A 25,504-nucleotide genomic window follows, 5' to 3' on the forward strand; every position below is an offset into this window, starting at 1 on the left:
CAGAGTCTGGGAGCGAGGCTCCTCCACAGCCGCAGATGCGCGGCTGCCCCCCGCGCGCGACGCACCGCTGTGGGCGCCATCCCGTAGCCTGAATCCATGACGATCATCGACGCCCCGTCCACCGTCGATGCGCCCTGGCCGGTTGCGCTGCTCTCCCAGAAGATCAAGGGCTGGATCGATCGCCTCGGCAGCGTCTGGGTGGAGGGCGAGATCACGCAGTGGGGTGTGTCCGGCGGCAACGTGTACGGCAAGCTCCGGGATCTCGCCGCAGACGCCACGGTCGGGTTCACTGTGTGGTCGTCCGTGAGGGCGAAGCTGCCAGACGACCTCAAGCAGGGCGACCGGGTCGTCGCGCTCGTGAAGCCCAACTACTGGGTCAAGGGCGGCACGCTCACCATGCAGGTGTTCGAGATGCGTCACGTCGGGCTCGGCGACCTGCTCGAGCGGCTCGAGCGCCTTCGGCAGACTCTCCGCGCCGAGGGGCTCTTCGATGTGGCGCGCAAGAAACCACTGCCGTTCCTGCCGGCCTGCATCGGTCTCGTCACCGGCAAAGATTCGGATGCCGAAAAAGACGTGCTGCGCAACGCCCAGTTGCGCTGGCCGGCGGTGCAGTTCCGCGTCGCCCACGCCGCGGTGCAGGGCGATCGAGCGGCGGCCGAGGTGACGGCGGCGCTGCTGCGTCTCGACGCGGACCCGGAGGTCGACGTGATCATCGTCGCCCGCGGCGGCGGAGACTTCCAGAACCTACTCGTCTTCAGCGACGAGTCGCTCGTGCGCACGGCGGCGGCCTGCGTCACGCCCATCATCAGCGCGATCGGCCACGAGGCCGACCGACCGCTGCTCGACGACGTCGCCGACCTGCGAGCGTCTACTCCCACCGACGCGGCGAAACGCGTGGTGCCCGATGTGGCCGAGGAACTCGATCGCACCCAGCAGGCCAAGGCCGTGATGCGTCGCAGGATCACTACCCTGGTCTCGCACGAGGTCGAGCGACTCGAGCAGTTGCGCTCACGCCCCGTGCTGGCGAGTTCCGCCTGGCTCGTCGACTCGCGCGCCGAGGAACTGTCACGCTACGTCGGCCGCGGCACGGAACTCATCGAACTCGCGCTCGAGCGCTCGCATCGCCGCGTTGGCGAGCTGCGATCCGAACTGCGGGCGCTCTCGCCGCAGCGCACCCTCGACCGCGGGTATTCCATCGCGCAGCTGCCTAACGGCTCCGTGCTGAGGAACGAAAAGGATGCCACGCCCGGTACGCTCCTCCTCCTCACGCTCGCCGACGGCAAGGTTTCCACCACCGTCGACGCTTAGCCCAGGTGGCCGTATCCCGGCTCGATAGAATGGGGTCGTGAAAGACTCCCCGGAACCCGGCAACTCAGACGTCGCGGCACTGAGCTACGAGCAGGCGCGCGACGAACTCGTGCGCGTCGTCGGCGAGCTGGAACAGGGCTCCTCCACGCTCGAGCAGTCGCTCGCCCTCTGGGAACGCGGCGAAGCGCTCGCCCAGCGCTGCGAGGAATGGCTCATCGGCGCCCGCGCGCGCCTCGATGCCGCGCGCAGCGCATCCGGCAGCGCCTCGAATGGCGGCGCCGCGGCCGGGGACGACTAGTCCGCGCAGAATGAACACCTCCCCTCACAACTCCCAGCCCGGGCACAACGCCCGGCCCACGCAGATACCCCAGCTCACCCAGCAGCGCATCGTCGCCGAACTCGGCCGTCCCGAGACGCCGGAGGAGACCGCCGCTCGAAAGGCGGAGAACTCGCGCAAGCACCGCGCGAACCAGACGCTTTTCAACCTCGTGCTCGCCCTCGCGGCCTCGCTTGCGATCGTGCTCTTCCTCGTGCTCGTGGTTGTGCGTCCATCCACCGACTCTGCACCGCGCGTCGACTATCAGAAGGTCGCCGCGGATGCGCAGCCCACGGTCTCCGAGCCGCTCGCGAGCCCGACGCTGCCCAAGGACTGGAGCGCGAATTCCGCGCGACTGCGCAAGGGCCCGGATGGCGTGCTCAGCTGGACCATCGGATTCATCACGCCCACGCCCCAGTACATCGGCCTCGTGCAGGGTGTGAAGGCGAATCCGAGCTGGATTTCGAACCAGGTCAACGGCACCAGACCCACGGGCAGACAGACGATCGACGGCATCGAGTGGACGACCTACGACCGCCGCTCGGCGAGCGCACAGGCCGGCAAGGATTCCGACGACTACGCCTACTCGATGACGGCAACGCGGGGCAAGAGCAGCTTCGTGCTGCACGGCTCTGCAGATGATTCCGAGTTCCACACCCTCGCGGAGGCACTCGCCACACAGCTCAAGAATGACGCCAACAACTAGAGAAGAGATGGATACGCAGATGAACGGAACTGGCACCGAAGCACCCCTCACCCCCGCAACCGCATGGGACGAGATGACCCGCGGCAACGAGCGGTTCATCACGGGAGCTCCGCGCCATCCGCGACAGGACTCCGAGCGCAGGGCCGAACTGCTCACCCTGCAGGAACCGCACGCCGTACTCTTCGGCTGCAGCGATTCGCGCGTCACCGCCGAGATCATCTTCGACAAGGGCATCGGCGACCTGTTCGTCGTGCGCAACGCCGGCCACGTCGTCACCGAGTCCTCGCTCGGCTCGATCGAATACGGGGTCGCGATCCTGGGCGTGCCCCTGCTCATCGTGCTTCGCCACGAGGGCTGCGGTGCCGTGCGTGCCGCGATCGACTCCGAAGCCCCGGATGCGACTCCGCTGCCCCCGCACATCAACTCCCTCGTCGAGCAGATTGTCCCGGCCGTTCGCACCGTGCACGACAAGCACGAGGGCGAGACCGAGCTTGATGCCTCCGAGGTCGGGCGCCAGCACCTCGACAACACGATCGCGCAGCTGCTCGAACGCTCCGAGATCATCAGCGACGCGGTCGCCGCGGGTACGCTGGCTATCGTGGGAGCGAGCTACCGCCTGGCCGAGGGTCGCGCCATCAGGGAAACCGTCGTCGGCCAGGTCTGACGCACGCCCGACGTGCTCGCACGAGTCACGTCGCACGACCCCATTCACACACGAGAGCAAGGATGCCTGAAGAAGTGACCGAGTCCACGAGCCCCGAGTACCGCATCGAACACGACACCATGGGCGAGGTGCGCGTCCCCGCCTTGGCGCTGTACGGCGCTCAGACGCAGCGTGCGGTCGAGAACTTCCCGATCTCGGGCTCGGGGCTCGAGGCCGCCCAGATCGTGGCTCTCGCACGCATCAAGCGCGCGGCGGCCATCGTCAATGGCGAACTCGGCATCCTCGACCAGAAGATCGTGGATGCCGTGGTCGGCGCCGCAGACCAGTTGATCGCGGGCAGGCACCACGATCAGTTCCCGATCGACACCTACCAGACCGGCAGCGGCACCTCCTCGAACATGAACATGAACGAGGTGCTCGCGACGCTCGGCAGCGAGATCGCCGGGCAGCCGATTCACCCGAACGACCACGTGAACGCCTCGCAGTCGTCGAACGACGTGTTCCCGACCTCGGTTCACGTCGCGGTCACGGGAGCACTGCTGCACGACCTGATTCCGGCGCTCGAGCACCTTGCCGAATCGCTCGAGGCCAAGGCCGAGCTGTGGAAGACGGTGGTCAAGGCGGGACGCACGCACCTCATGGATGCCACGCCAGTCACGCTCGGCCAGGAGTTCGGCGGCTACGCGAGGCAGATCCGGCTCGGCATCGAGCGCGTGCAGGCCGCGCTCCCCCGGGTGGCCGAGGTTCCCCTCGGCGGCACCGCGGTGGGCACGGGCATCAACACCCCCGCCGGGTTCCCCCAGAAGGTCATCGCGCTGCTCGCCGAAGACAGCGGGCTGCCGGTCACCGAGGCGGTCAACCACTTCGAGGCGCAGGGTGCGCGTGACGCCCTGGTCGAGGCATCCGGCGCCCTTCGCGTCATCGCGGTGAGTCTTACGAAGATTTGCAACGACCTGCGCTGGATGGGCTCCGGCCCGAATGCCGGACTCGCCGAACTGCACATCCCCGACCTGCAGCCGGGCTCCTCGATCATGCCCGGCAAGGTGAACCCCGTCATTCCGGAGGCCGTGCTCATGGTGAGCGCTCGAGTCATCGGCAATGACGCCACGATCGCGTGGTCCGGGGCATCCGGAGCGTTCGAGCTCAACGTTGCCATCCCCGTGATGGGAACCGCGCTGCTCGAATCGGTGCGGCTGCTCACGAACTCGAGCCGCCTGCTCGCCGACAAGACCATCGACGGCCTGCAGGCCAACGTCGAGCGCGCTCGCGCCCTCGCCGAGTCCTCCCCCTCCATCGTCACGCCACTCAACCGCGTGATCGGATACGAGGCGGCGGCGAAAGTCGTGAAGAACGCCGTGGCCAAGAGCATCACGGTGCGCGACTCGGTCATCGACCTCGGCTTCGTGGAGCGCGGTGAGGTGACGCTCGAACAGCTCGACAGCGCGCTCGACGTGCTCTCGATGACACACCCCGGTCGGGCCCGAGAAGAGCGCCGGCTGAGGCGGTAGGCGTTACCTCTTCAGCGGGACGACGGGGATCTTCTTCGAGCCATCGAAGGTGACCACCTTGCGGTCGCCGAGAGTCTCCGCGAGGTCGATCGGCACGAGCACCGTGCGCGCTTTGTCCGCCTTCGGGTTCGCGGAACAGTGGGCGAGGTTGACGGCGTTGGAACCGTCTGAAGGATTCGGCTGGCCGTAGTACACGGCAACTCGCACGACGTCGTCACCCTCGTCGACGACGACCTGCTGCGGAATGCAGGCGCTGTCGCCACGCACCTCGACAACGAGATCGGCGGTATCGAGAGCCGTGAGCCCCGCCTGCGGCGCGTGCCCGAGGTACCCGATTCCCTGCGAAGCATCCTTGACGATCAGATGATCGAGGCTGAACAGGTACTGCGGATCCCTGGAAGTGCCGTTGACCGGCTGGTAGCCGAGCACTTTCTCGTTCACGAGACCGGCGGGTGGGCTCTCGAGCGGCGTGAACACTCGGTTCACGACCTTCGGTGCCGGCGCGCCCCACATTTGCTCGACCGGTCCGGGCGGCGGTGGCGGTGTCGGTTGGCTGTCGACGTAGGTGCTGTACATCGACCAGCCCGTGGTGCCCAGCACAATGATCGCGATACCCGCGACGATCCGCTGGATGGCGACGAGACCGGCACCCGGTTCATTCGCGTACGGCTCGCGCCTCGTCCACGCACCAAGAACGCGCCACTGACCGCGGGGAGAGATGAATCCCCAGATCGTCAGGATCGCCAGACCGCCCGCGATGACGAGGAGGAGAGGATTCACCTTTCGACCCTACGGTGTCCCCCGGTGAGGTTCGGACTGATTGCGCTCCTGTCGCGTTTTTGTTACGTAACTGAACGACGATCAGGCCACTTCGTTTGACTCCAGCATCTCCGTGACGAGGGCGGCAATGGCACTGCGCTCGGATCGGGTCAATGTGACGTGGCCGAACAGCGAGTGTCCCTTGAGCGTCTCGATCACCGAGGCCACGCCATCGTGACGGCCGACCCGCAGGTTGTCCCGCTGCGCAACGTCGTGGGTGAGCACGACGCGAGAGTTCTGCCCGATGCGGCTCAGGACCGTCAGCAGCACGTTGCGCTCCAGCGACTGCGCCTCGTCCACGATCACGAAGGCATCGTGCAGTGAGCGACCACGGATGTGGGTGAGCGGCAGCACCTCGAGCAGTCCCCGTTCGAGCACCTCGTCGAGCACGTTCTGAGAGACGACAGAGCCAAGCGTGTCGAAGACCGCCTGGGCCCAGGGGTTCATCTTCTCGGCCGAGTCCCCGGGGAGGAAGCCGAGTTCCTGCCCGCCGACCGCGTAGAGCGGCCGGAACACCATGATCTTGCGATGCTGCTGCTTCTCCAGAACCGCTTCGAGTCCGGCGCACAGCGCGAGCGCGGACTTGCCCGTGCCCGCGCGACCGCCGAGTGAGACGATGCCGATCTCCGGGTCGAGCAGCAGATCAATCGCCAGTCGCTGCTCGGCCGACCGCCCGTGCAGGCCGAAGACCTCACGATCGCCGCGAACAAGGTCGAGGCGACCGCGCTCGGTCACTCGTCCGAGAGCAGAACCGCGATCCGAGTGGATGACGAGACCGGTGTTCACCGGCAGGTCGCCCACGAGCCGCGACGACAGGTGCCCGCTGTCATAGAGCTCGGCCATCTGCTCCGAGCCGAGATCGATCTCGGACATTCCGGTCCAGCCGGAATCCACGGCGAGCTCGGCGCGGTATTCCTCCGCGGCGAGACCGATCGAGGCGGCCTTCACGCGCAGCGGGAGGTCCTTGGAGACCACTACGACATCCAGACCGTCGTTCGACAGGTTTAGTGCCACCGCAAGGATGCGGGAGTCGTTATCGCCCAGCTGGAGGCCGGAGGGGAGCACCGAGAGGTTGGAGTGGTTGAGTTCCACCCGCAGCGAACCGCCCTCGCCGACCGAGATCGGAAAGTCGAGCCGTTCGTGCTGCACACGAAGCTCGTCGAGGTTGCGGAGCGCCTGACGTGCGAAGTAGCCGATCTCCGGGTCGTTGCGTTTGCTCTCGAGTTCGGTGACGACGATGACGGGCAGCACGACGGCGTGCTCGTCGAAGCGGAACATCGCCTTCGGATCAGACAGCAGCACCGAGGTATCGAGCACATAGGTGCGCTCGGTCTGCCTGACTGAGGACGTCGTCGAGGAGGCCGGACCGGCCTTCCGTCGAGTGTTTTCTCTGGTGTTCTCCACGGGGGCCATTTGCACTCCTCCCCGAGCGCTTCGCACTCGGTTCCAGTCGCACGAACGGCCAGTAACCCCACCGAGACGAACTTACGTGGCCGCCCGGATCGAGCGCCATGCCCGATGACTCAGACGCTATGTCGCCTCGAGCGCCCTGCCCGTTCCGACACGCCACGTGCGGCGTTTCGTCACCCGGATGTCAGGCGCTGATCGCACTCGCGAAGCTCATGAAGCTCGACCGCAGCATGTCGAACGTCTCGTCGTTCGTCGTCGCGTGCGCGCTCAGCCGCACACTCCCCTGCCTGGTCGTCGCGGTGACGCCGTGGTTGTGCAGGGACGCGGTCAGCACCGTCAGCTGATCGGCGGGCGGCTGCACGATGACGATGCCGGCGCGCTCGTTCTCGGCGCGGGAGGAGGAAACCGGCACACCGAACTCGTCGGCGAGGTCGATCATCCGACTGACCTTCTCGGCGACAACGCGGTTGACCTCTGAAACCCCGACGGAGGCGAGATCTTCGAGGGAGGCGGCGAGCCTGGCCTCAGCGATGGGGCTGGGGTTGCTCACGCGGAAGGCGCCCGCTCCCCTGCCCACGGGGCGGATCTCGTCGAGCGGAAGGTCGTCGTCTGCCATCCAGCCGGTCATGACCGGCGTGAGCGCATCGGCCGCGCGGTCGCTGAGTGCGAGAAAGCCCGTGCCCCATCCGGCCCTCGCCCACTTCTGGCCGCCCGAAACGACGACATCCGCCACCTGGTACGGCGCATCGACGACGCCGAAGCCCTGAATGGCGTCGACGATGAGCAGCCGATCACCGATCACCTGGCGGATGCCGTCGATATCGGCGAGGTAACCGGTGCGGAAGTCGACGAGGCTCACGGCAACCGCGGTGACGCTCGAGTCAAGCTGCTCCTTCACCACGGAGGGTGTCACGCGTCCGTAGTCGGTCTCCAGCCACTTCGTTGCGAGTACACCGAGGGCCGCGGATGCGCGATCGACGGCGAAGGTCAGGCTCGGAAACTCGGCGGGTGAGAGCAGCACCCCGCCGGTGATGCCGAACATCGCGTGCATGAGTCCCATGCTCGTGTTGGGCTGGAACGAGACCTGATCGGGGCGAAAGCCAGTCAAGGCACCCACGGCCTCGCGCACTCGCTCGTCCTGCGCGTGCAGACTGCCGAAGCTGCCGAACCTGGCGCGGCTCAGCAGTTCTAACTGCGCCTGCTCCTCCTGCGCCACGACGCGGCCGAGCGGTCCGATGGAGGCGAAGTCGAGGTAACCCGGTTCCTCGTCGAAACCGGCGATGAAGTCTTCGATGCTTTTCATGAGGACACCATTGTGCCAGTCATCACGACTCCGCACGCCCCCGGTGAGGGGGCGCGGCCCGATTCACTGCCCGAAGCGTCGCTGACGCGTCGCGTAATCGCGCAGCGCTCGAAGGAAGTCGACCTCGCGCAGGTCGGGCCCCAGGGCCTCAACAAAGTAGAACTCGCTGTGTGCGCTCTGCCACAGCATGAAGTCGCTCAGCCGCTGCTCACCAGAGGTGCGGATGACGAGGTCGGGGTCCGGCTGCCCACCGGTATACAGGTGCTCGCCGATGAGTTCCGGGGTGAGGATCTCGGCGAGCGCGTCGAGCGTGCCGCCGGCGCTCGCGTGGGTGCGCACGATGCTGCGCATCGCATCCGCTATTTCCCACCGGCCGCCGTAGCCGACGGCCAAATTGATGTGCATTCCCGTGTTCGAGGCCGTGCGCTTCTGCGCCGCGACGAGGGCCGCCACGAGCGGCTCGGGAAGGCCCTCGGTCGAGCCGACGTGTTGCACTCGCCAGTTGCGGAAGTGCGAAAGCTCCTCGGCGAGATCGGCGATGATCTCGTACAGCTGATCGAGCTCCTCGGACTGGCGCCCGGTGAGGTTGTCCGTCGACAACAGGTACAGGGTCGTGACCGAGATACCGAGGTCGTCGCACCAGACGAGAAACTCGCGGAACTTGGCGGCGCCCGCGCGGTGTCCGTAGGCGGTGGTCGCGAGGGCGTTCTGCCGTGCCCAGCGCCGGTTGCCGTCGAGGATCATCGCGACGTGCTTCGGAAGGTCCTGCGTCGTCAGCCAACGACGGATGCGGTTCTGATATACCCCGTAGAGGATGCCTCGACCCAGGGGAACCTGCCGTTTCTGCACAGGCTAACGCTAGTCCACTCCTCGCGCCCCGTTCCCAGCCGACCTGCGGTGATGCTGTCGTAGGCTGGCGACATGACGCCACCCTCGCCGCAGCCCACGGGCGCGGAATCGGCGGAGCCGCTGCCGCACCTGCCGCTCGTTCAGGACGAAGTCGACCACAGTCCGAGCACGGTCGACGCGAAGCCCACCTGGCGCGGCTGGATTCACGCCGCGACCTTTCCCGTCGCCATCGTGCTTGGAATCGTGCTGCTCACCGCGGCCGACGGCGCCGCCGCGAAGGTCAGTTGTGCGGTCTTCGTGGTGTCGTCGCTGCTGCTGTTCGGAATTTCCGCGCTGTACCACCGCTTCAACTGGAGTGACCGCACGAAGCGCACGCTCAAGCGCCTCGACCACGCGAACATCTTTCTGCTGATCGCTGGCTCGTACACACCCATCACGGTGCTCGCACTGCCGCACGACAAGTCGGTGCTGTTGCTCTGGATCGTCTGGGTGGGCGCGGGCCTCGGCATCGCCTTCCGCGTCTTCTGGATTGGCGCACCACGCTGGCTGTACGTGCCGCTCTACCTGCTGCTCGGCTACGGCGCGCTCATCTTCATCGGCGACTTCTTCGCGGCCAACGCCGTCATGATGACGCTCATCCTGGTCGGCGGGCTCTGCTACACGATCGGTGCGGTCATCTACGGGATGAAGCGGCCGAACCCGTTCCCGGGCAGGTTCGGCTTCCACGAGATCTTCCACAGCCTGACCCTGCTGGCGTTCCTCTGCCACTGGGTCGCGATCCTGCTCGTCGCCATCGCGCCACCAGTGCTCGGCTGAACTCTGACGTCCGGCTGAGCCCTACAGAACGATGCGCAGCGGCTGCTCCAGGATGCCGACGAGGTCGCGCAGGAACGCCGCAGCCACCGCACCATCCATCACCCGGTGGTCGACCGTAAGCGTGATCTTGAGCTTCGGCACGTCGACGAGCGCGCCGTCACGGAGCACGGGCACGGGGCTCGCTGCGCCGACGGCGAGGATCGCGGCCTCGGGAGGGTTGATCACGGCGGTGAATTGGTCGATACCGAACATGCCGAGGTTCGAGATGCTGAAGGTTCCGCCGCTCATCTCGTTGAGCTTGAGCTTGCCCTCGCGCGCCTTGCCCGCGAGTGCCACGGTCTCTGCCGCGATCTCGCCGAGCGATTTGCGGTCGGCATCGGCGACCACGGGAACGAGCAGCCCGGTGGGCGTCGCCACCGCGATTCCGATGTTGACGTGGCCGTGCCGAAGCAGCTTGTCGCCTGCCCAGGATGAGTTGGCATCCGGGTGCTGGCGCAGGGCGAGTGCCGCCGCGCGCACCAGCAGGTCGTTGACGCTCACCTTGACGCCCTGCGACTCGAGCGAGGTGTTGACCTCCTTGCGGAAGGCCAGCAGCTGCTCGACGTCGACGACGCTCGTGAGGAAGAAGTGAGGCACTGCCTGGCTCTCGGTGAGCCTGCGCGCGGCCACGAGACGGATCTTGCTGACCGCGACCTCTTCGTCCTCCGCGCTGAACGGTGCCGGCGCTGCTGCGGGAGCCTGCGGGGCGGATGCCTGCGGCGCTGATGCCGACTGCGCTGGTGCCGGAGCTCCCGCGATGGCCGCCTCGACATCCGCTCGCACGACACGGCCCTGGGGGCCGCTGCCGATGACAGAGGCGAGGTCGATGCCGTGGTCGCGAGCGACCTTGCGGGCGAGAGGGGATGCGCGCAGTGCGTCGTCGGAGCTCGACGGGCGCTGCTGTGCCGCGGCAGCGGCGGGTGCCGGTGCCTGCGCGGCGGCGGGTGCAGCGGCGGCGGGCGCAGCGGCGGAGGAAGCGTCGCTCACGGGCACGCCGAGCTCTGCGGACTCCTTGGCGGGCTCCGCGGCTACTGCGGCCGGTGCCGGTGAGGCCGGTGCTGCGCTCGCGCCACTGCCATCGCCGATCACGGCCACGGGCTGCCCAATGGGCACGATCGTGCCCTCGGCCACCAGCTGCTGCTCGAGGACGCCGTCTTCGAAGGCCTCGAGATCCATCGTGGCCTTGTCGGTCTCGATCTCGGCGAGGCTCTCGCCCTTCGTGACCTTATCGCCGACATTCTTAAGCCACTTGGCGAGTTCCCCCTCCTCCATCGTGTCGGAGAGACGGGGCATAATCACCTCAGACATTGCTGGCTCCCTTGTTGTTCGTGGCGCTACTCGTGAATCCCGATCCGTCGAGTACCTCGTGGATGACCCGCGTGAGCGCCGCGGCATCCGGCATCGCTGCCAGCTCAAGCGGCTTCGCGTAGGGCAGTGGCACCTCGGCCGCGGCCACCCGGCGCACGGGCGCGTCGAGGAAGTCGAAAGCGCCCTCACCGATCGTGGCCGCGATCTCCGCACCGATGCCGTAGCTGAGCAGGTCGTCTTCGAAGATGACCGCGCGGCTGGTCTTGCGCACCGAGGCCACAAAGGTCTCGCGGTCGAGCGGGCGCAGGGTGCGGAGGTCGACGACCTCGACCGAGATGCCCTCCTCCTCGAGCTTGCCCGCGACTTCGAGCGCGGTGACGACACCGCGCGAGTAGCTGATCAGGGTGAGATCGGAACCCGGCTTGACGATTGCCGCCTTGCCGATCTCGGCAACCTGGTCGCCATCCGGAACCTCGCCCTTGACGTTGTAGAGGCCCAGGTTCTCGAGGAAGATGACGGGGTCGTCGTCGCGGATGGCAGCCGCCAGCAGCGCCTTAGCATCCGCCGGCGTCGCTGGCGCGACGACCTTGAGTCCCGGGATGTGGGCGTACCAGACCTCGAGGTTCTGCGAGTGGGTCGCGGCCAGTTGCTGCCCGCCACCACCCGGCATGCGGATGACGAGCGGCACCTTGACCTGTCCGCCGAACATCGCGTGCATCTTGGCCGCATGATTCACGATCTGGTCGATGGCGATAAGGCTGAAGTTGATCGTCATGATCTCGACCACGGGACGGAGCCCGAGCATCGCCGAACCGATCGCGGTGCCGACGAAGCCCTCCTCGGCAATCGGAGCGTCGACAACGCGCTTCGGTCCGAAGTCCGCGAGGAGCCCGGCCGTGATCTTGTACGAACCCTCGAAGATGCCGATCTCTTCACCGACGAGATAGACGTTCTCGTCGCGGGTCAGCTCGGCGCGAAGCGTCTCGTTGAGGGCCTGGCGGTAGCTGATAACGCGCGACTGCGGCTGGTTGTCGCTCATGACTGCATCACTGGTTCTCCTGGAAGTGCGCGGGGCTCATTGGCCACAGGTGTCGCGTAAACGTGATCGAAGAGGGTGTCGACGGAGGGCGACGGGCTCGCATCGGCGAAGTTCACCGCATCCGTCACCGTCTTGTCCGCGGCCGCGTGGATCTTCTCGGCCTCGTCTTCAGTGAGCACCTTGCTCGCGATGAGCTGGTTGCGGAACGCGGGTAGCGGGTCGTTGCTCTGCGCCACCGCGGTGTCTTCCTTGGAGCGGTATCGGGCCGGGTCGACCACCGAGTGGCCGCGGAGGCGGAAGCTCGTGGCCTCGAGCAGCATCGGCTGCCGCTCTTCCCGCGCGCGCTTGAGGGCGCGCAGGGCGCCATCGCGCACCGCGATCGGGTCGTCACCGTTCACGCGCTCGCCCGGGATGCGGTAGGCGCTGCCACGCTTATAGAGGTCGGGCTCCGCGGAGGCCGCCTCGACGGTCGTGCCCATGCCGAGCTTGTTGTTCACGATGACGTAGACGATGGGCAGGTTCCAGATGCCGGCCAGGTTGAGCGACTCGTGGAACGCACCGATGTTGGTCGTGCCGTCGCCCAGGATGCACATCACGGCCTCGGAGTCCGGGCCGGCCTCACTGCGGTACTGGATGGCGAACGCTGCGCCTGTTGCCGGCGGGATCTGGCCGCCGACGATGCCGTATCCGCCCATCATCCGCAGCTCGGAGTCGAACATGTGCATGGAGCCGCCCCTACCACCGACGACGCCATCTGACTTGCCGAAGAGTTCGGCCATGACCGGTCCCGGCTCCATACCGCGAAGCAGCGCGTAGCCGTGATCGCGGTAGGTCGTGTACAGGTAGTCCTGCGGCTGGAGTGCCGCGCTGAGACCGACAACCGTGGCCTCTTCGCCGAGATTCAGGTGGCAATAGCCGCCGATCTTCGCGCGCGCGTACATCTCACTGGCGCGAAGCTCGAATTCGCGAACGAGAGACATCTGCTCGTAGTAGCCCCGCAGCAACTCCGGCGAATCGGTGTGCGCGGATGCGTCTCGGGACGCTTCCTCCGCACCCTTGCGGTTTGTCCTTTGTCCGGTTTTCGGACGCTGTGTTCTGGGACGGGTTATGTCCGCCATGACGGGCCTCACTTTCGACAGACCGTTGTGAGTCAAGCCTATTCCCCCACTCGCGGCACTGGTGACGCGTTGACACCCCGTCTACGTGGGGCGAGCATGTAAGTGACGACCCGCCCGCGGTGGGAGCACCGGCAGGCGGACCAATGGAGGTCTGCTATGACTAACTCATTCGGCGCACGAAGCACGCTCTCGGTCGACGACACCGACTACGAGATCTACCGACTGGATGCGGTGCCCGGCTCCGAGCGACTGCCATACAGCCTCAAAGTGCTGCTGGAAAACCTCCTGCGCAATGAGGACGGCACCCTCGTCACCGCGGAGCAGGTGCGCGCGATTGCGGACTGGGACCCGGCGGCCGACCACGGCGCCGAGATCCAGTACACGCCAGCCCGCGTGCTGCTGCAGGACTTCACGGGTGTGCCCTGCGTGGTCGACCTCGTGGCGATGCGGGATGCCATGGCCTCCTTCGACGGTGATCCGCAGAAGATCAACCCGCTCATCCCCTCTGAACTTGTCATCGATCACTCGGTCGTCGCCGATGCCTTCGGCAGCTCGGACGCCTTCAGAATCAACGCGAATCTCGAGTTCCAGCGCAACCAGGAGCGCTACCAGTTGCTGCGCTGGGCGCAGCAAGCCTTCGATGACTTCCTCGTCGTTCCGCCGGACACCGGCATCTGTCACCAGGTGAACCTGGAGTACCTCTCGCGCGTCGTCTTCACTCGCGAGCGGGGCGGTGCGGTGCAGGCCTACCCCGACACCCTCGTCGGCACCGACTCGCACACCCCCATGGTCAACGGGCTCGGCGTTCTCGGCTGGGGCGTCGGCGGCATCGAGGCTGAGGCGGCGATGCTCGGCCAGCCGATGAGCATGCTCGTGCCGCCCGTGCTCGGATTCAAGCTCAGGGGGCAGCTGCCCGAGGGAGCCACCGCGACCGACCTCGTGCTCACCGTGGCCCAGGTGCTGCGCCAGACCGGAGTCGTCGGCAAATTCGTCGAGTTCTACGGGCCGGGAGTCGCCAACATCCCGCTCGCCAACCGCGCGACCCTCGGCAATATGAGCCCGGAATACGGCTCCACCTGCGCGATCTTCCCCATCGACGACGTGACTCTCGACTACCTGCGTCTCACCGGAAGGCCCGAGAAGCAGGTGCGCCTCGTCGAGGCCTACGCGAAGGAGCAGGGCATCTGGCACGACCCCGATCACGAGGCCGACTATTCGCAGACCATCGACTTCGACCTGTCCACGGTGGAGCCCTCGATAGCGGGACCGAAGCGACCACAGGACCGGATTCCGCTCCGCAAGGCGCGCAAGGTCGTCGGCGCGATTCTGACCGAGGGTTCGCGGGCGCCGGAGGAACTCATCGGCCTCGACGAGGCATCCGCTGAATCGTTCCCCGCGAGCGACCCGATCGCCTTCGGCAAGGTCGGGGCAAGCGAGGCGCCGATTGACCGCACCGGCAGGCAGGAGGAGGTGCCCTGGCTTTCCGACCCGGTCTCGGTGACGTTCCCGAATGGCGAGGCGAGCGATGTCGACAACGGCCACGTCGTCATCGCCGCAATCACCTCGTGCACCAACACGTCCAATCCCTCGGTGATGATCGGCGCCGGTCTCATGGCGAAGAAGGCCGTCGAGCTCGGCCTGAGTTCCAAGCCCTGGGTGAAGACCTCGCTCGCGCCGGGCTCTCGTGTCGTCACCGACTACTACGAGAAGGCGGGACTCACGCCCTTCCTGAACCAGCTCGGTTTCGACCTCGTCGGCTACGGATGCACGACCTGCATCGGAAACTCCGGTCCGCTCATCCCCGAGGTCGCCACGGCGGTGAACGACAACCACCTTAACGTGAGCGCGGTGCTCTCGGGCAACCGCAACTTCGAGGGCCGCATCCACCCCGAGACGCAGATGAACTTCCTCGCCTCCCCGCCGCTCGTGATCGCCTACGCCCTCGCCGGCACGATGAACACCGATCTTCTGACCGATCCCATCGGCACGGGCAGCGACGGGCAGGACGTCTTCCTGCGTGACATCTGGCCCAGCCCGCAAGAGGTAGAGGATGTCGTCGGCAGCGTCGTGCAGGCCGAAATGTTCTCGACCGGGTACGCCAACGTCTTCGACGGCGACGACAACTGGAGGAGCCTCGAGATTCCGACGGCGGACATGTTCGCGTGGGACGACACCTCGACCTACGTGCGCCGACCGCCGTACTTCGACGGGATGCCGAGGGAACCCGAAGCACTGCGCGACATCACGGATGCGCGCGTACTCGCGCTGCTCGGGGACTCGGTCACGACCGACCACATCTCCCCCGCCGGCAACATCAAGCGCGACTCCCCCGCCGGACGGTGGCTGATCGAGCAGGGCGTCCAGCCGGGCGACTTCAACTCCTACGGTTCGAGGCGCGGCAACCACGAGGTCATGATCCGCGGCACCTTCGCCAACATCCGCCTGCGCAATGCACTCGTGCCCGGCGTCGAGGGCGGTGTCACCCGGCACTTCCCCGACGGCGAGCAGCTGAGCATTTTCGACGCGTCCGAGAAGTACATCGCCGACGGCGTTCCGCTCATCGTCATCGCTGGCAAGGAATACGGCTCGGGCTCCTCACGCGACTGGGCGGCGAAGGGAACCCTGCTCCTCGGGGTGAAGGCTGTGCTCGCGGAGTCGTTCGAGCGCATCCACCGTTCGAATCTGATCGGGATGGGTGTGTTGCCCCTGCAGTTCACGGGCGGCGACACGGCGGAGAGCCTCGGACTGACGGGCGAGGAAGTGTTCTCGATCACGGGGCTCGCGGGTGCAGAGCGTGTGCCCGAACGCGCCACGGTCAGCTGGCAGCGCGGCGACGAGAACGGCAGCTTCGACGCGACGGTGCGCGTGGATACCCCGGCGGAGGCGGCCTACTTCCAGCACGGCGGCATCCTGCAGTACGTTCTCAGGCAGCTATTGGCGGCCTGAGAGCGACACGCTCGCTCGTGCGGAAGCCGCGCCGAAGGCTACTGAGACCAGACGCCACCGAACCGGGCCCGCGCGCTGTGCAGCTTGGAAGAGGCGCGGGCCCGGTACAGGGTGGATCAGATCGACTGGCGGTATCCGAAGAACTCGTGGTCGTTGTTGTAGCCACCGTGGCCGGCGCCGACCTCGGAGAAGTGCTCGACGAACTCGACTCCCTTGATCCACTTGACCATCTTGAAACCGAGCTGAACCTCGTTGCGCAGCCTCAACGGGGCACCGTGACCGAAGGAGAGGTCTTCGTCGTTCATCTCGTAGGCGAGCATCGTGAGCGGGTAACTCATCTGCTCGATCGGATGTGCGTCGTAGTAGAGACCGCCATCGGGGCCAGGAGCGTAGGAGTAGAAGATCACCCACTTGGCCTTCGGGTCTGGCTTGACGAGGTCGAGGATGGTCGACATCGAGACGCCGCCCCACTTGGCGATACCAGACCAGCCCTGGATGCAGAAGTGCTGCGTGATCTGCTCGTGGTGCGCGAGCGATCGCAGCTGCGCGAGGTCGAGCTCGACCGGGTTCTCAACCAGGCCGTTGATGCGCAGCCGGTAGCTGGCGAAGTTGTCAGCGCGCAGCTTCTCGAACTCGTCGTCGGCGGGGTATGCACCGTTGTGCCAGAAGTACGGCGAGATGTCCTTCTCGCTGTACTGGCCCGGCTTGGCGTCGAGGTGCTCGAACAGGCGCTGGGCCGGTCCGATGAGCGCGTAGCCGACCTTCTGCACCTTGCGCGGGTAACGGTACGTCAACGGGGTCGCGGCGACCCAGGCGACGATCATCACCGCGAGCGAGAGAGCGAAGATCCAGAAGCCGACCCAGCTCTCGTCGTCGCGGCTCGCGAACATGTGGTTCAGGTTGCGCAGCGCTCCCGTCGTGAGGACCAGGGTGACGTGCATGATGATGAAGACCACGAACCAGCAGAGCACGGCGAAGTGGAACGAGCGCGCCACCTGGATGCTGAACACCGAGCTGATGCGACGGAATCGCGTGGACAGGGCCGGCGACATACCGAGCCCGGTGATGAGCGCGAGCGGTGCGGCGATGAACACCGTGATGAAGTAGGCGATGAGCTGCAGGCTGTTGTAGTTGACCCAGCCCGTCTCGAGAGGCCAGTCCAGAGACAGGTACTGGATGGCGACCGAGATCGCGTTCGGGATGACGTCCCAGCTGAACGGAACCAGCCGCATCCACTGCCCCGTCGTGAAGATGAGCACGAAGAAGATGATGCCGTTGGCGAGCCACAGGGTGTCGATGCCGAGGTGCCACCAGCGGGCGAGGCCGATCGAGTGGCGGCGGCCCGGGAGGCCGACGCCGTCGGGCAGGGTGAGCGAGTCGTTCTTGGCCGTGTACAGCGGGTCTGCCGGCACCGGCTTCTGCATGCGGAACCAGTCTTTGCCCGGCGTCGAGTGCCTGGTGAGGTAGAGCCTCGGGTGGTCGGCGAGGATCGTCACGCCGGAGCGGATGATGAAGATCATCAGGAAGGCGTTGAGGAAGTGCTGCCAGCCGAGCCAGGCGGGGAAGCCGACAGGCGCGCCATCCGGAAGCTTTGACTGACCCGGATACGTGGTCATGAAGTCCTGCACCGACGGGATCTCGCGCAGGCCCTTGGCCACGGCGACGCCGATGATTAGAAGCACAACGCCGATGGGGATCAGCCAGAGCAGGTTGAACCACTTATTACGACCGATGCGGATGCGCGGCGCGACGCCATACTGCGGTGCAACGCCACCGGCCCAGTCGTCCCCGACCTTCTCGTGTCGTCTCGCATCGAGCTCGCTGCGAAAACTGGTCGTTACTCCGGAATAGCCCTTGTCTGGCGCCGGAAATAGCTGGTCGTCACTCGGTGTGTGGTCCATATCGCGAGCCTAGCAATGGCATTAGCCCAACTCCAACTAATAAAAAGGGCGGTGCTACTCTTAAAGCACAATCGACTCGAGGAGAGCGCTATGAGCATCGCAGAACGCACGGTAGAAACGGTCTGGACCGGAGCACTGGCCAGCGGTTCGGGAACCCTCCATGGCACGAGTGGCGCCCTCGACGGACTGCCCGTCACCTGGGCCTCGCGCACGGAGCAGCCGGGCGGCAAGACGAGCCCGGAGGAGCTCGCTGCGGCGGCACACTCCTCGTGTTTCTCGATGGCGCTGGCCCTCACGCTGGGCAATCACAAGCTGACGCCGACGACGCTCACGGTCGGTTCGACCGTGACGCTCGCCGAGGCCGACGGCAAGCCCACGATCGTCTCCGCGGCAATCACCGTCAAGGGTGATGTCCCCGGGACGGATGCTGCCGGCTTCCAGACCCTCGTGGACGAGGCCGCCGCGCTCTGCCCGATCTCTCGCCTCTTCGCTGGCGCATCCATCACCGTCGAGGCAAGCTACGTCGGCAGCTGAGCGAGTCGCCGACAAGCACCGTAGATAGAGTGGCACCGTGCTTGTCGACGCGCTCATCCTCGCCGGTGGCCGGTCGATGCGGCTGGATTCGATTCCCAAGGCGTCACTGAGCTATCGGGGGCAGAGCCTTCTCCAGAACACGGTCTCGGCAGTGTCGGAGCTTCGTACCGTCGTTGTCGGCGGCGTTGCCTCGCAGGCGCTCCCGACCGACGTTCTCGTCTGCCGCGAGGATCCGCCATTCGGAGGGCCCGCAGCCGGCGTCGGTGCTGGACTTGACACACTTTCCTCCAGCGGGGCATCCGGCTCGGATTTCACCATCGTGCTTGCCTGCGACATGCCGGGCGTGGTGGACGTGGTGCCGCTGCTGCTGCGTGCGGTCCATGGTGCGGCCGATAGCAGCGCTGTCGATGGTGTCATCGCCGTCGACCCAGAGCACCGGCTGCAGCCCCTCGCAGCCGCGTACCGCACGGCGTCGCTGCTGCTGGCCGTCGAGCGCCAGCGTCGCGCGGGATCCCTCAGCGGCCTGTCGATGTTCCAGCTCATTCGCGAGCTGACGCTGCTGGAGCTTCAGATTCCCGACCGTGCGACGTCGGACGTCGACACCTGGGCCGATGCCGCAGACTGGGGCATAGAGCATCCGGATACCGGTGACAGCAATACAAAGGAGTGGCAGTGAGCACTGAAGAAGAGACCCGCGCCCAGGAAGACGAGGCACTGCGCGAGTGGTGCAGGAAGGTCGCGGAAGGCACCGGCGTTCCCGAGCTCGAGGTCGACCTGAAGACCGTGCTCGGGCTCGCGGGTCGCGCGGCTCACGGCGTGATGCGCCCGGCGGCCCCGCTCACGACGTTCATCGTCGGATACGCCGCCGGAGTCGCTGTCGGGTCCGGCAGGGCGAGCGCTGAGGATGCCTTCACCGCGGCTGCCGACGTCGGGTTCGAACTTGCTCGCGAGGCCATGAACGCCGCGAAGACCGATGACTAGCAGCCACCGGCCGCACCTCGAGCGGCCGGACTGGGACACCGCGCGCCACGAGGCCTTCCTCGCGGCGGCGGCGCTGCCTGCCGTCGCGGTTCCGCTCAGCGCGGCCATCGGCAGGACGGCGGCGAGCGACATCGTGGCTCGCTGCGAGGTGCCGCACTACCCGTCCTCTGCGATGGACGGCTGGGCCGTGTCCGGCGCCGCACCGTGGCGTCTGGTGAGCAGCGACAGCTTGGCGCACGGCGAGGCGAGGCCCATCGTGACCGGCGGCCTCGTTCCTGAGGGCACCGACGGCATCCTGCGCAGCGAGCATGGCACGGTGACGGATGACGGCGCGCTGCTCGATCGCAATGACAGGGCTCGAAACGACGAGCCCACCGACCGCGAAAACGTGCGTCCAGCCGGCGAAGAGGTCGCGATGTCCGACACGGTCGTGCGCGCCGGCACCGCGCTGAACCCGGCGCACATCGCCGTTGCCGCCGTGTGCGGTCACGACGAGTTACTCGTGCTGCCGACGCCCGCGGTCGGCCTGGTGCTCACCGGAAACGAGGTGGTCGAGCACGGCATACCCGCCGCAGGGCACGTGCGCGACACCTTCGGGCCGCAGCTGCCCGCGTGCGTAGCGATGCTCGGCGGCGAGGTCACCTCCAGCACTCGGCTGCCGGATGAGCTCGGCTTGCTCGTCGCGGCGATCGAGAGGCTCTCGGATGTGCAGGTCATCATCACAACGGGCGGCACCGGCACCTCGGATGTCGACCACCTCCACGCGGCGCTGCAGCAGCTCGAGGCGCGAATCCTGATCGGCGGGGTGGCGATGCGCCCGGGCGGGCCGAGCCTGCTCGCCGTTCTACCCGACGGGCGATTCGTGGTGGGCCTTCCCGGCAATCCACTCGCCGCGATGATGGGTGTACTCACGCTGGTTCGACCGCTTCTCGCCGGGCTCGCCGGTGGCATGGAACCCACGCTCGGCACGGTCGTCACCGCGAGTGGACTGCGCGGTCGATCGGGTCTCAGCAGGCTGCTCCCGTATCAACTGCAGGATGGCGTCGCGCAGACCAGCCAGTGGTTCGGGTCCGGCATGCTCCGCGGCCTCGCGGAGGCCGACGGCGTGCTCGTGGCCCCCGGGGCCGGTGCGGCCGCGGGCGAGACGGTGCCCGTACTCCCGCTGCCCTGGCATCCGATCCCTCGCTAGAACGAGAAAGAGCGGCACCACGTCGTCGTGGTGCCGCTCCCCCGTGCTCAATTGCTGAGAACGATCCTCGATCGACCCTAGGCGTTGTCACCGATCGCGACGGCGTCGTCGCTGGCCGGCACGGTGCGGACCGCGTCAACCTTCGGCTTCGGCATCCGCGTGATCACCGGCAGGATGAGCGACACGAGCGCGATGATTCCGATGACGGTGTAGCCCAGCGTGTAGTTCTTCTCGTCACCAATGAGTGCCGCGATGATGGGCGGGCCGATGATCCCACCGAGGCTCCAACCGATGATCATCAGGCCGTAGATGGCGCCCGCGTGCTTGACGCCGAAGAAGTCACCCGCCGTCGCTGGCATCGTGCCGAATCCGCCGCCGTAACAGAGGTAGATCACTGCCGCGAGGATGAAGAACAGCGCGCTATTGCTGGCGTGAGGGATGATCAGCAGACACACACCCTGGAGGCCCAGCATCAGGCCGAAGGCGACCATGCGCCCCGTGAATCCCGAGACCCACGCCCAGAAGATTCGACCACCACCATTGAACAGCGCGAGCACACCAACCAGAGCCGCAGCACCGGCGACGGAGTATCCGGCGATATCTATGGCACTCGAAGAGGCCTGCGCGATCAGCGCGATACCGACGGTGACGTTCAGGGTCAGGATCGCTGCCAGCAGGTACCACTGGTAGCTGCGCAGCGCTTCACCCTCGGTGAACTGCTTTGCACTGTCCCTAATGCGCCCACTGGTTGCGGGCACCCATCCGGGCACCGTGTACCCTGCTGGCGGATTGCGGAAGAACGACGCGCCAACGAGGGCGAGCACGAGGTATCCGATGCCGAGAGGCAGGAACGCACGGTTGGGCTCGGTTGGAGTCATCGCAATGAGCCATTGCGCAACGGGTGCAGTGATAACAGCGCCGAATCCGAACCCCGCTACCGCGAGCCCCGTGATGAGACCGCGGTGATCCGGGAACCACTTCTGCAGCATCGCGATGGGAACGATGTACGCGAAGCCGAGGCCGAAACCGCTGATCACCCCATAGCCCAGAATGAGCAACCACAGCTGTGAGCTGTCGTGGGACGTTGCGAAGGATGCCAGGATGCAGCCGACCGCGTAGATAATTCCACCCGTCAGTGCGACGGGTCGCGGGCCCACCTTGTCCTGGATGCGTCCACCCAGATAGCTGCCGATGAAGATCATTCCGATGGTCACGGTGAACGGAAGTGATGCCTCAGGGTTGGTGAGGTTCATTCCGTGGACGGGCACGCCCTCCTGCGCTTTGAGCGCCGAGCTGAACACACTCCACGCGTAGACGGCACCGATCGAGAACTGCAGCAACAGCGCTGCGATCACGATCCACCATCGACCTCGAGTAGGGCTGTGTGACACTCCGGCTACGCCATGGGTAGCTGATTGCGACATACTTCTCCTTATTTTTCTCGATACTGGTCGCGATCCCGGACAGGAGGGCGGCCTGCCCAGCCGGTACACGGGCACCGGCCGGGTGAACCTCCCTGTGCTCCTATACGCTCACGGTCGCGCCCGTCACGAGATCGGCGAGTTCGTCGCTCGGATTCTCTGGCGGCTCAAATCGGATCACCACGGACTTGGATGCCGGCGTATTGCTTCCGTCTGCCGTGAATCCGAGCGGGACGAGCGGATTTCCCTCGGGGAAGTACGTCGCCGCGCAGCCACGGGACGTGGGGAACGCGACGACCTTGAAGTTGCGGATGACGCGATCCACGTTGTCGGTGAACTCACTGTGCACGTCAACGATGTCGCCATCCTCCACGCCGAGCACCGCAAGGTCTTCCGGGTGCACGAAGATGACCTTGCGGCTCTTCTTGATCCCGCGGTAGCGGTCATCCAGGCTGTAGATCGTGGTGTTGAACTGGTCGTGGGCTCGCATGGACTGCAGCAGCAGTCGCCCGGGCGGGCACACGATGTATTCGAGCTCGTTGACCGTGATCATCGCCTTGCCCGTCGGCGTCGTGAAGGTGCGCGAATCGCGAGGACCGTGAGGCAGGATGAACCCGTTGTCCCTCTTGAGGCGCTCGTTGAAGTTGTCGAATCCCTTGACGACGTGCTCGATGTGGTCGCGAATGGTGTCGTAGTTCTCCTCGAACCCGGCCCAATTGATCTTCGCGACCTCGCCGCCCAGTTGGCGTGCGATTCCCACGACGACCGAGATCTCGGACTTCATCAGGTCAGACATCGGCTTGACCTTGCCGCGCGTCGCGTGGATCGCGCAGACGGAATCCTCGACGGTGAGCATCTGCGGCCCGGACTTCTGCATGTCGATGTCCGTGCGTCCGAGCACCGGCAGGATGAGCGCTTCGTCCCCCACGGTGAGGTGGTTGCGATTGAGCTTCGTCGAGATCTGCACGTTCAGCCCGAGCTTGCGGAAGCCCGCCTCCGCGGCCCTCGTGTCCGACACCGCGGACACGAGGTTTCCGCCCATGCCGATCCAGACCTTGGTCTTGCCCGAGAGCATCGCCTCGATCGCCTGAACCGCGTCGACACCGTGCTCGCGCGGCGGATCGAAGTTGAACTCCTTCTGGAGGGCGTCGAGGAATGCCGGAGGCATCTGCTCCCAGATTCCCATCGTGCGGTCGCCCTGCACGTTGCTGTGCCCGCGGATCGGGGATGCGCCTGAACCCGGCTTGCCGATGTTGCCGCGCAGGAACAGGAGGTTCATGACCTCTTTGATGATGGAGACGGCGTCTTTGTGCTGGGTCAGTCCCATCGCCCAGGTGATGATGACGTTGTCTGCCTTGATGTAGCGGTCTGCCAGCTCGTCGATCTCTTCGGTCGTGAGGCCCGTCGCCCGCAGAACCATCTCGTGATCGAGGTTCGTAAGGCTCGCCCGGAACTCCTCGAGTCCCATGCAGTGCTCCTCGAGGAACCGGTGGTCGAGCACGGTGCCCGGGTTCGCGGCCTCGGCCTCGAAGACGCGCTTGGAGATCGCCTTCATCAGCCAGCCGTCACCGCCGGCGCGGATCTGCAGGTACTGATCGGCGAGACCCGTGCCGTGCCCGATGATCCCCTTGACCTTCTGCGGGTTCTTGTAGCGGATGAGGCCCGCCTCAAGGAGCGGGTTGACCGCGACGATATCTGCGCCGGCCTCCTTCGCCTCCTCCAGTGCGGTCAGCATCCGCGGATGATTCGTGCCGGGGTTCTGGCCCATGATGATGATCAGGTCGGCCTTCGCGAAGTCCTTGTATGCCACGGTGTTCTTGCCGATGCCGATCACCTGGCCCATGGCCTTACCCGTTGACTCGTGGCACATGTTCGAGCAGTCGGGGAGGTTGTTGGTGCCGAACGACCGGGCGAGCAACTGGTAGATGAATGCCGTCTCGTTCGCGGTACGCCCGCTCGTGTAGAACGTCGCCTCGTCGGGGCTCGCGAGCGCCTTGAGCCTGTCGCCGATGATCGTGAATGCGTCGTCCCAGCTGATCGGCTCGTAGTTGTCCTTGCCCTTCGGCTTGTAGACGGGCTCGATCAGTCGACCCTGCATGCCCAGCCAGTACTCGGACTTGGTCCACAGGCTCGCGACTGAGTTCTCCGCCCAGAAGGAGGTCGGAATCGTGACGGGCGTCGCCTCCCAGGTCACGGCCTTCGCGCCGTTCTCGCAGAACTCGAAGGTCTTGCGGTGGTCGGGATCCGGCCACGCGCAACTCATGCAGTCGAAGCCGTCTTTCTGGTTCATGTCGGTCATCAGCGTGAGGCTGCGGCCGACACCCATCTCCTTGAAAGCCGGGCCCATCGAATGCGTCACACCCGGTACGCCCGCGGCCCACACCTTCGGCGTTCCGACCTCCATCTTGGTGGCATCTTCGTTGATGTCCTCAACGGGAGCTTTTCCTGTCATGCTGCGCTTCCCTCTTTCACCCTTGCTTCCGCTTCGACGACGCGTTCGCCGCCGGAGTACACCACCATCGAGTTCCCGCGAAGGAAGCCCACGAGCGTCATCCCGAGCTCTGTCGCGAGCTCTGCCGCGAGCGACGACGGTGCGGACACCGCCGCGAGCATCGGGATGCCGGCCATCATCGCTTTCTGCGTCAGCTCGAAGCTCGCCCGCCCGGACACCATGAGCACCGTGCCCGTGAGAGGCAGCAGATCTTCCTTGACCGCCCAGCCGATGACCTTGTCGACGGCATTGTGACGGCCCACGTCCTCGCGCAGGACGAGCAACTCGCCCGTGGTGCCGTCGAACAGTGCTGCCGCGTGCAATCCGCCGGTCTTGTCGAACACCGCCTGCTGGGCCCTCAATCGCTCCGGGAAGGTGGTGAGCAGTTCGGCGTCGATGCGCAGTGCGTCGTCGCGCACGTCATAGGACGACTGCGTTCGCACCGCGTCGATGCTGGCTTTGCCGCACAGCCCGCACGAACTCGTCGTGTAGAAGGAGCGCTCAAGACTCGGATCGGGCGGTCGCACGCCGAGACCGAGGGTCACGTCGAGGACGTTGTAGGTGTTCAGCCCCTCAACGGTGGCGCCGGCGCAATACCTGACCGTCGCGAAGTGCTCCGCCCTGGAGATGACGCCCTCGGACACGAGGAATCCTGCGGCCAGGTCGTAGTCATTGCCGGGCGTGCGCATGGTTATGGCGAGTGAACGGCCACCAACCCGGATCTCCAGCGGCTCTTCCACCGCCAATTGGTCCTCTTGGAGAACAGAGCTGTTGCCGACACTGATGCGGGTGACTCTTCGTCGAGCCGTGATTCTACTCACGCCCTAGGCCTATCAGT

General features: G+C 66.1%; 22 protein-coding genes. 11 read left to right on the forward strand and 11 right to left on the reverse strand.

What is annotated here, in order from left to right:
* The first annotated feature begins 96 nt into the window (after positions 1-96).
* From xseA to ABUA37_RS02025, 5 genes are all read left to right on the forward strand, one after another.
* Complete coding sequence (gene xseA, locus ABUA37_RS02005) at positions 97-1,308, forward strand: exodeoxyribonuclease VII large subunit (RefSeq protein WP_349897439.1); 1,212 nt, start codon at positions 97-99, stop codon at positions 1,306-1,308.
* 37 nt (positions 1,309-1,345) lie between these two features.
* Entirely contained in the window at positions 1,346-1,606 is a 261-nt protein-coding gene (locus ABUA37_RS02010) for an exodeoxyribonuclease VII small subunit (RefSeq protein ID WP_349897440.1), read from the forward strand.
* Between the two features lie 10 nt (positions 1,607-1,616).
* Complete coding sequence (locus tag ABUA37_RS02015; protein WP_349897441.1) at positions 1,617-2,330, forward strand: DUF4245 domain-containing protein; 714 nt, start codon at positions 1,617-1,619, stop codon at positions 2,328-2,330.
* Between the two features lie 19 nt (positions 2,331-2,349).
* Entirely contained in the window at positions 2,350-2,994 is a 645-nt protein-coding gene (locus ABUA37_RS02020) for a carbonic anhydrase (protein ID WP_349897442.1), read from the forward strand.
* A gap of 62 nt (positions 2,995-3,056) precedes the next feature.
* Entirely contained in the window at positions 3,057-4,502 is a 1,446-nt protein-coding gene (locus tag ABUA37_RS02025; protein ID WP_349897443.1) for a class II fumarate hydratase, read from the forward strand.
* Positions 4,503-4,505: 3 nt separating this feature from the next.
* Here the strand turns inward: ABUA37_RS02025 and ABUA37_RS02030 are convergent, their stop codons facing one another.
* The 4 genes from ABUA37_RS02030 to ABUA37_RS02045 all read right to left on the reverse strand — a co-directional run bounded on the left by ABUA37_RS02030 (position 4,506) and on the right by ABUA37_RS02045 (position 8,883).
* Positions 4,506-5,282, reverse strand: a complete 777-nt coding sequence (locus ABUA37_RS02030; RefSeq protein WP_349897444.1) for a hypothetical protein — start codon at positions 5,280-5,282, stop codon at positions 4,506-4,508.
* Between the two features lie 81 nt (positions 5,283-5,363).
* Positions 5,364-6,734, reverse strand: a complete 1,371-nt coding sequence (locus ABUA37_RS02035) for a PhoH family protein (protein ID WP_349897445.1) — start codon at positions 6,732-6,734, stop codon at positions 5,364-5,366.
* Positions 6,735-6,915: 181 nt separating this feature from the next.
* Positions 6,916-8,034, reverse strand: coding sequence for an aminotransferase class V-fold PLP-dependent enzyme (locus ABUA37_RS02040; RefSeq protein ID WP_349897446.1), 1,119 nt, complete (start codon positions 8,032-8,034; stop codon positions 6,916-6,918).
* Positions 8,035-8,097: 63 nt separating this feature from the next.
* On the reverse strand, positions 8,098-8,883 hold the full coding sequence (locus ABUA37_RS02045) for an isoprenyl transferase (protein ID WP_349897447.1): 786 nt from the start codon (positions 8,881-8,883) through the stop codon (positions 8,098-8,100).
* A gap of 72 nt (positions 8,884-8,955) precedes the next feature.
* On the opposite strand from ABUA37_RS02045, the gene trhA reads away from it, so the two are divergent.
* Positions 8,956-9,699: a PAQR family membrane homeostasis protein TrhA gene (gene trhA / locus ABUA37_RS02050; RefSeq protein WP_349897448.1), complete on the forward strand. Its 744-nt coding sequence runs from the start codon at positions 8,956-8,958 to the stop codon at positions 9,697-9,699.
* A gap of 21 nt (positions 9,700-9,720) precedes the next feature.
* On the opposite strand, the gene ABUA37_RS02055 is transcribed toward trhA, so the two are convergent.
* Genes ABUA37_RS02055 through pdhA form a run of 3 tightly spaced genes read right to left on the reverse strand, consistent with a single transcriptional unit; the run spans position 9,721 to position 13,203 of the window.
* Positions 9,721-11,046, reverse strand: coding sequence for a dihydrolipoamide acetyltransferase family protein (locus ABUA37_RS02055; RefSeq protein ID WP_349897449.1), 1,326 nt, complete (start codon positions 11,044-11,046; stop codon positions 9,721-9,723).
* Complete coding sequence (locus tag ABUA37_RS02060) at positions 11,039-12,085, reverse strand: alpha-ketoacid dehydrogenase subunit beta (protein ID WP_349897450.1); 1,047 nt, start codon at positions 12,083-12,085, stop codon at positions 11,039-11,041. Before ABUA37_RS02060 ends, ABUA37_RS02055 begins: the two co-directional genes overlap by 8 nt.
* Complete coding sequence (gene pdhA / locus ABUA37_RS02065) at positions 12,082-13,203, reverse strand: pyruvate dehydrogenase (acetyl-transferring) E1 component subunit alpha (protein ID WP_349897451.1); 1,122 nt, start codon at positions 13,201-13,203, stop codon at positions 12,082-12,084. The genes ABUA37_RS02060 and pdhA overlap by 4 nt, the downstream gene beginning before the upstream one ends.
* A 156-nt stretch (positions 13,204-13,359) precedes the next feature.
* Here pdhA and acnA point away from each other — a divergent pair, with 156 nt between their 5' ends.
* Positions 13,360-16,149, forward strand: a complete 2,790-nt coding sequence (acnA, locus tag ABUA37_RS02070; RefSeq protein WP_349897452.1) for an aconitate hydratase AcnA — start codon at positions 13,360-13,362, stop codon at positions 16,147-16,149.
* Between the two features lie 116 nt (positions 16,150-16,265).
* Here the strand turns inward: acnA and ABUA37_RS02075 are convergent, their stop codons facing one another.
* Positions 16,266-18,050, reverse strand: a complete 1,785-nt coding sequence (locus ABUA37_RS02075; protein ID WP_349897453.1) for a molybdopterin-dependent oxidoreductase — start codon at positions 18,048-18,050, stop codon at positions 16,266-16,268.
* A gap of 90 nt (positions 18,051-18,140) precedes the next feature.
* On the opposite strand from ABUA37_RS02075, the gene ABUA37_RS02080 reads away from it, so the two are divergent.
* From ABUA37_RS02080 to ABUA37_RS02095, 4 genes are read left to right on the forward strand one after another with little or no spacing between them, the layout of a single operon-like run.
* Positions 18,141-18,584 (forward strand): OsmC family peroxiredoxin, encoded by a 444-nt coding sequence (locus ABUA37_RS02080; protein ID WP_349897454.1) that lies wholly within the window; start codon positions 18,141-18,143, stop codon positions 18,582-18,584.
* Between the two features lie 37 nt (positions 18,585-18,621).
* Positions 18,622-19,260 (forward strand): molybdenum cofactor guanylyltransferase, encoded by a 639-nt coding sequence (gene mobA, locus ABUA37_RS02085; protein ID WP_349897455.1) that lies wholly within the window; start codon positions 18,622-18,624, stop codon positions 19,258-19,260.
* A complete protein-coding gene (locus tag ABUA37_RS02090) occupies positions 19,257-19,565 on the forward strand; it encodes a DUF6457 domain-containing protein (RefSeq protein ID WP_349897456.1) in 309 nt (102 codons plus the stop codon). Before mobA ends, ABUA37_RS02090 begins: the two co-directional genes overlap by 4 nt.
* On the forward strand, positions 19,558-20,754 hold the full coding sequence (locus ABUA37_RS02095; protein ID WP_349897457.1) for a molybdopterin molybdotransferase MoeA: 1,197 nt from the start codon (positions 19,558-19,560) through the stop codon (positions 20,752-20,754). Before ABUA37_RS02090 ends, ABUA37_RS02095 begins: the two co-directional genes overlap by 8 nt.
* A gap of 77 nt (positions 20,755-20,831) precedes the next feature.
* Here ABUA37_RS02095 and ABUA37_RS02100 read toward each other — a convergent pair whose 3' ends face one another.
* From ABUA37_RS02100 to fdhD, 3 genes are all read right to left on the reverse strand, one after another.
* Positions 20,832-22,109, reverse strand: coding sequence for an L-lactate MFS transporter (locus ABUA37_RS02100; protein WP_349897458.1), 1,278 nt, complete (start codon positions 22,107-22,109; stop codon positions 20,832-20,834).
* A 169-nt stretch (positions 22,110-22,278) separates the two neighbouring features.
* A complete protein-coding gene (locus ABUA37_RS02105) occupies positions 22,279-24,627 on the reverse strand; it encodes an FdhF/YdeP family oxidoreductase (RefSeq protein ID WP_349897459.1) in 2,349 nt (782 codons plus the stop codon).
* Positions 24,624-25,487 carry a formate dehydrogenase accessory sulfurtransferase FdhD gene (gene fdhD, locus ABUA37_RS02110; RefSeq protein WP_349897460.1) on the reverse strand — a complete coding sequence of 288 codons (864 nt, stop codon included), beginning with the start codon at positions 25,485-25,487 and terminating at the stop codon, positions 24,624-24,626. Before fdhD ends, ABUA37_RS02105 begins: the two co-directional genes overlap by 4 nt.
* Positions 25,488-25,504 lie beyond the last annotated feature (17 nt).

It is taken from the genome of Parafrigoribacterium soli (genome assembly GCF_040227235.1).
Lineage (GTDB): Bacteria > Actinomycetota > Actinomycetes > Actinomycetales > Microbacteriaceae > Parafrigoribacterium_A > Parafrigoribacterium_A soli.

Bases quoted from the DNA above. Each gene is read 5' to 3' on its own strand.
- ABUA37_RS02060 (WP_349897450.1), bottom strand. From the start codon at position 12,085: ATGAGCGACAACCAGCCGCAGTCGCGCGTTATCAGCTACCGCCAGGCC.
- xseA (WP_349897439.1), top strand. From the start codon at position 97: ATGACGATCATCGACGCCCCGTCCACCGTCGATGCGCCCTGGCCGGTT.
- ABUA37_RS02055 (WP_349897449.1), bottom strand. From the start codon at position 11,046: ATGTCTGAGGTGATTATGCCCCGTCTCTCCGACACGATGGAGGAGGGG.
- ABUA37_RS02075 (WP_349897453.1), bottom strand. From the start codon at position 18,050: ATGGACCACACACCGAGTGACGACCAGCTATTTCCGGCGCCAGACAAG.
- ABUA37_RS02025 (WP_349897443.1), top strand. From the start codon at position 3,057: ATGCCTGAAGAAGTGACCGAGTCCACGAGCCCCGAGTACCGCATCGAA.
- ABUA37_RS02015 (WP_349897441.1), top strand. From the start codon at position 1,617: ATGAACACCTCCCCTCACAACTCCCAGCCCGGGCACAACGCCCGGCCC.
- ABUA37_RS02040 (WP_349897446.1), bottom strand. From the start codon at position 8,034: ATGAAAAGCATCGAAGACTTCATCGCCGGTTTCGACGAGGAACCGGGT.
- acnA (WP_349897452.1), top strand. From the start codon at position 13,360: ATGACTAACTCATTCGGCGCACGAAGCACGCTCTCGGTCGACGACACC.
- trhA (WP_349897448.1), top strand. From the start codon at position 8,956: ATGACGCCACCCTCGCCGCAGCCCACGGGCGCGGAATCGGCGGAGCCG.
- ABUA37_RS02080 (WP_349897454.1), top strand. From the start codon at position 18,141: ATGAGCATCGCAGAACGCACGGTAGAAACGGTCTGGACCGGAGCACTG.
- pdhA (WP_349897451.1), bottom strand. From the start codon at position 13,203: ATGGCGGACATAACCCGTCCCAGAACACAGCGTCCGAAAACCGGACAA.
- ABUA37_RS02020 (WP_349897442.1), top strand. From the start codon at position 2,350: ATGAACGGAACTGGCACCGAAGCACCCCTCACCCCCGCAACCGCATGG.
- ABUA37_RS02105 (WP_349897459.1), bottom strand. From the start codon at position 24,627: ATGACAGGAAAAGCTCCCGTTGAGGACATCAACGAAGATGCCACCAAG.
- ABUA37_RS02095 (WP_349897457.1), top strand. From the start codon at position 19,558: ATGACTAGCAGCCACCGGCCGCACCTCGAGCGGCCGGACTGGGACACC.
- ABUA37_RS02035 (WP_349897445.1), bottom strand. From the start codon at position 6,734: ATGGCCCCCGTGGAGAACACCAGAGAAAACACTCGACGGAAGGCCGGT.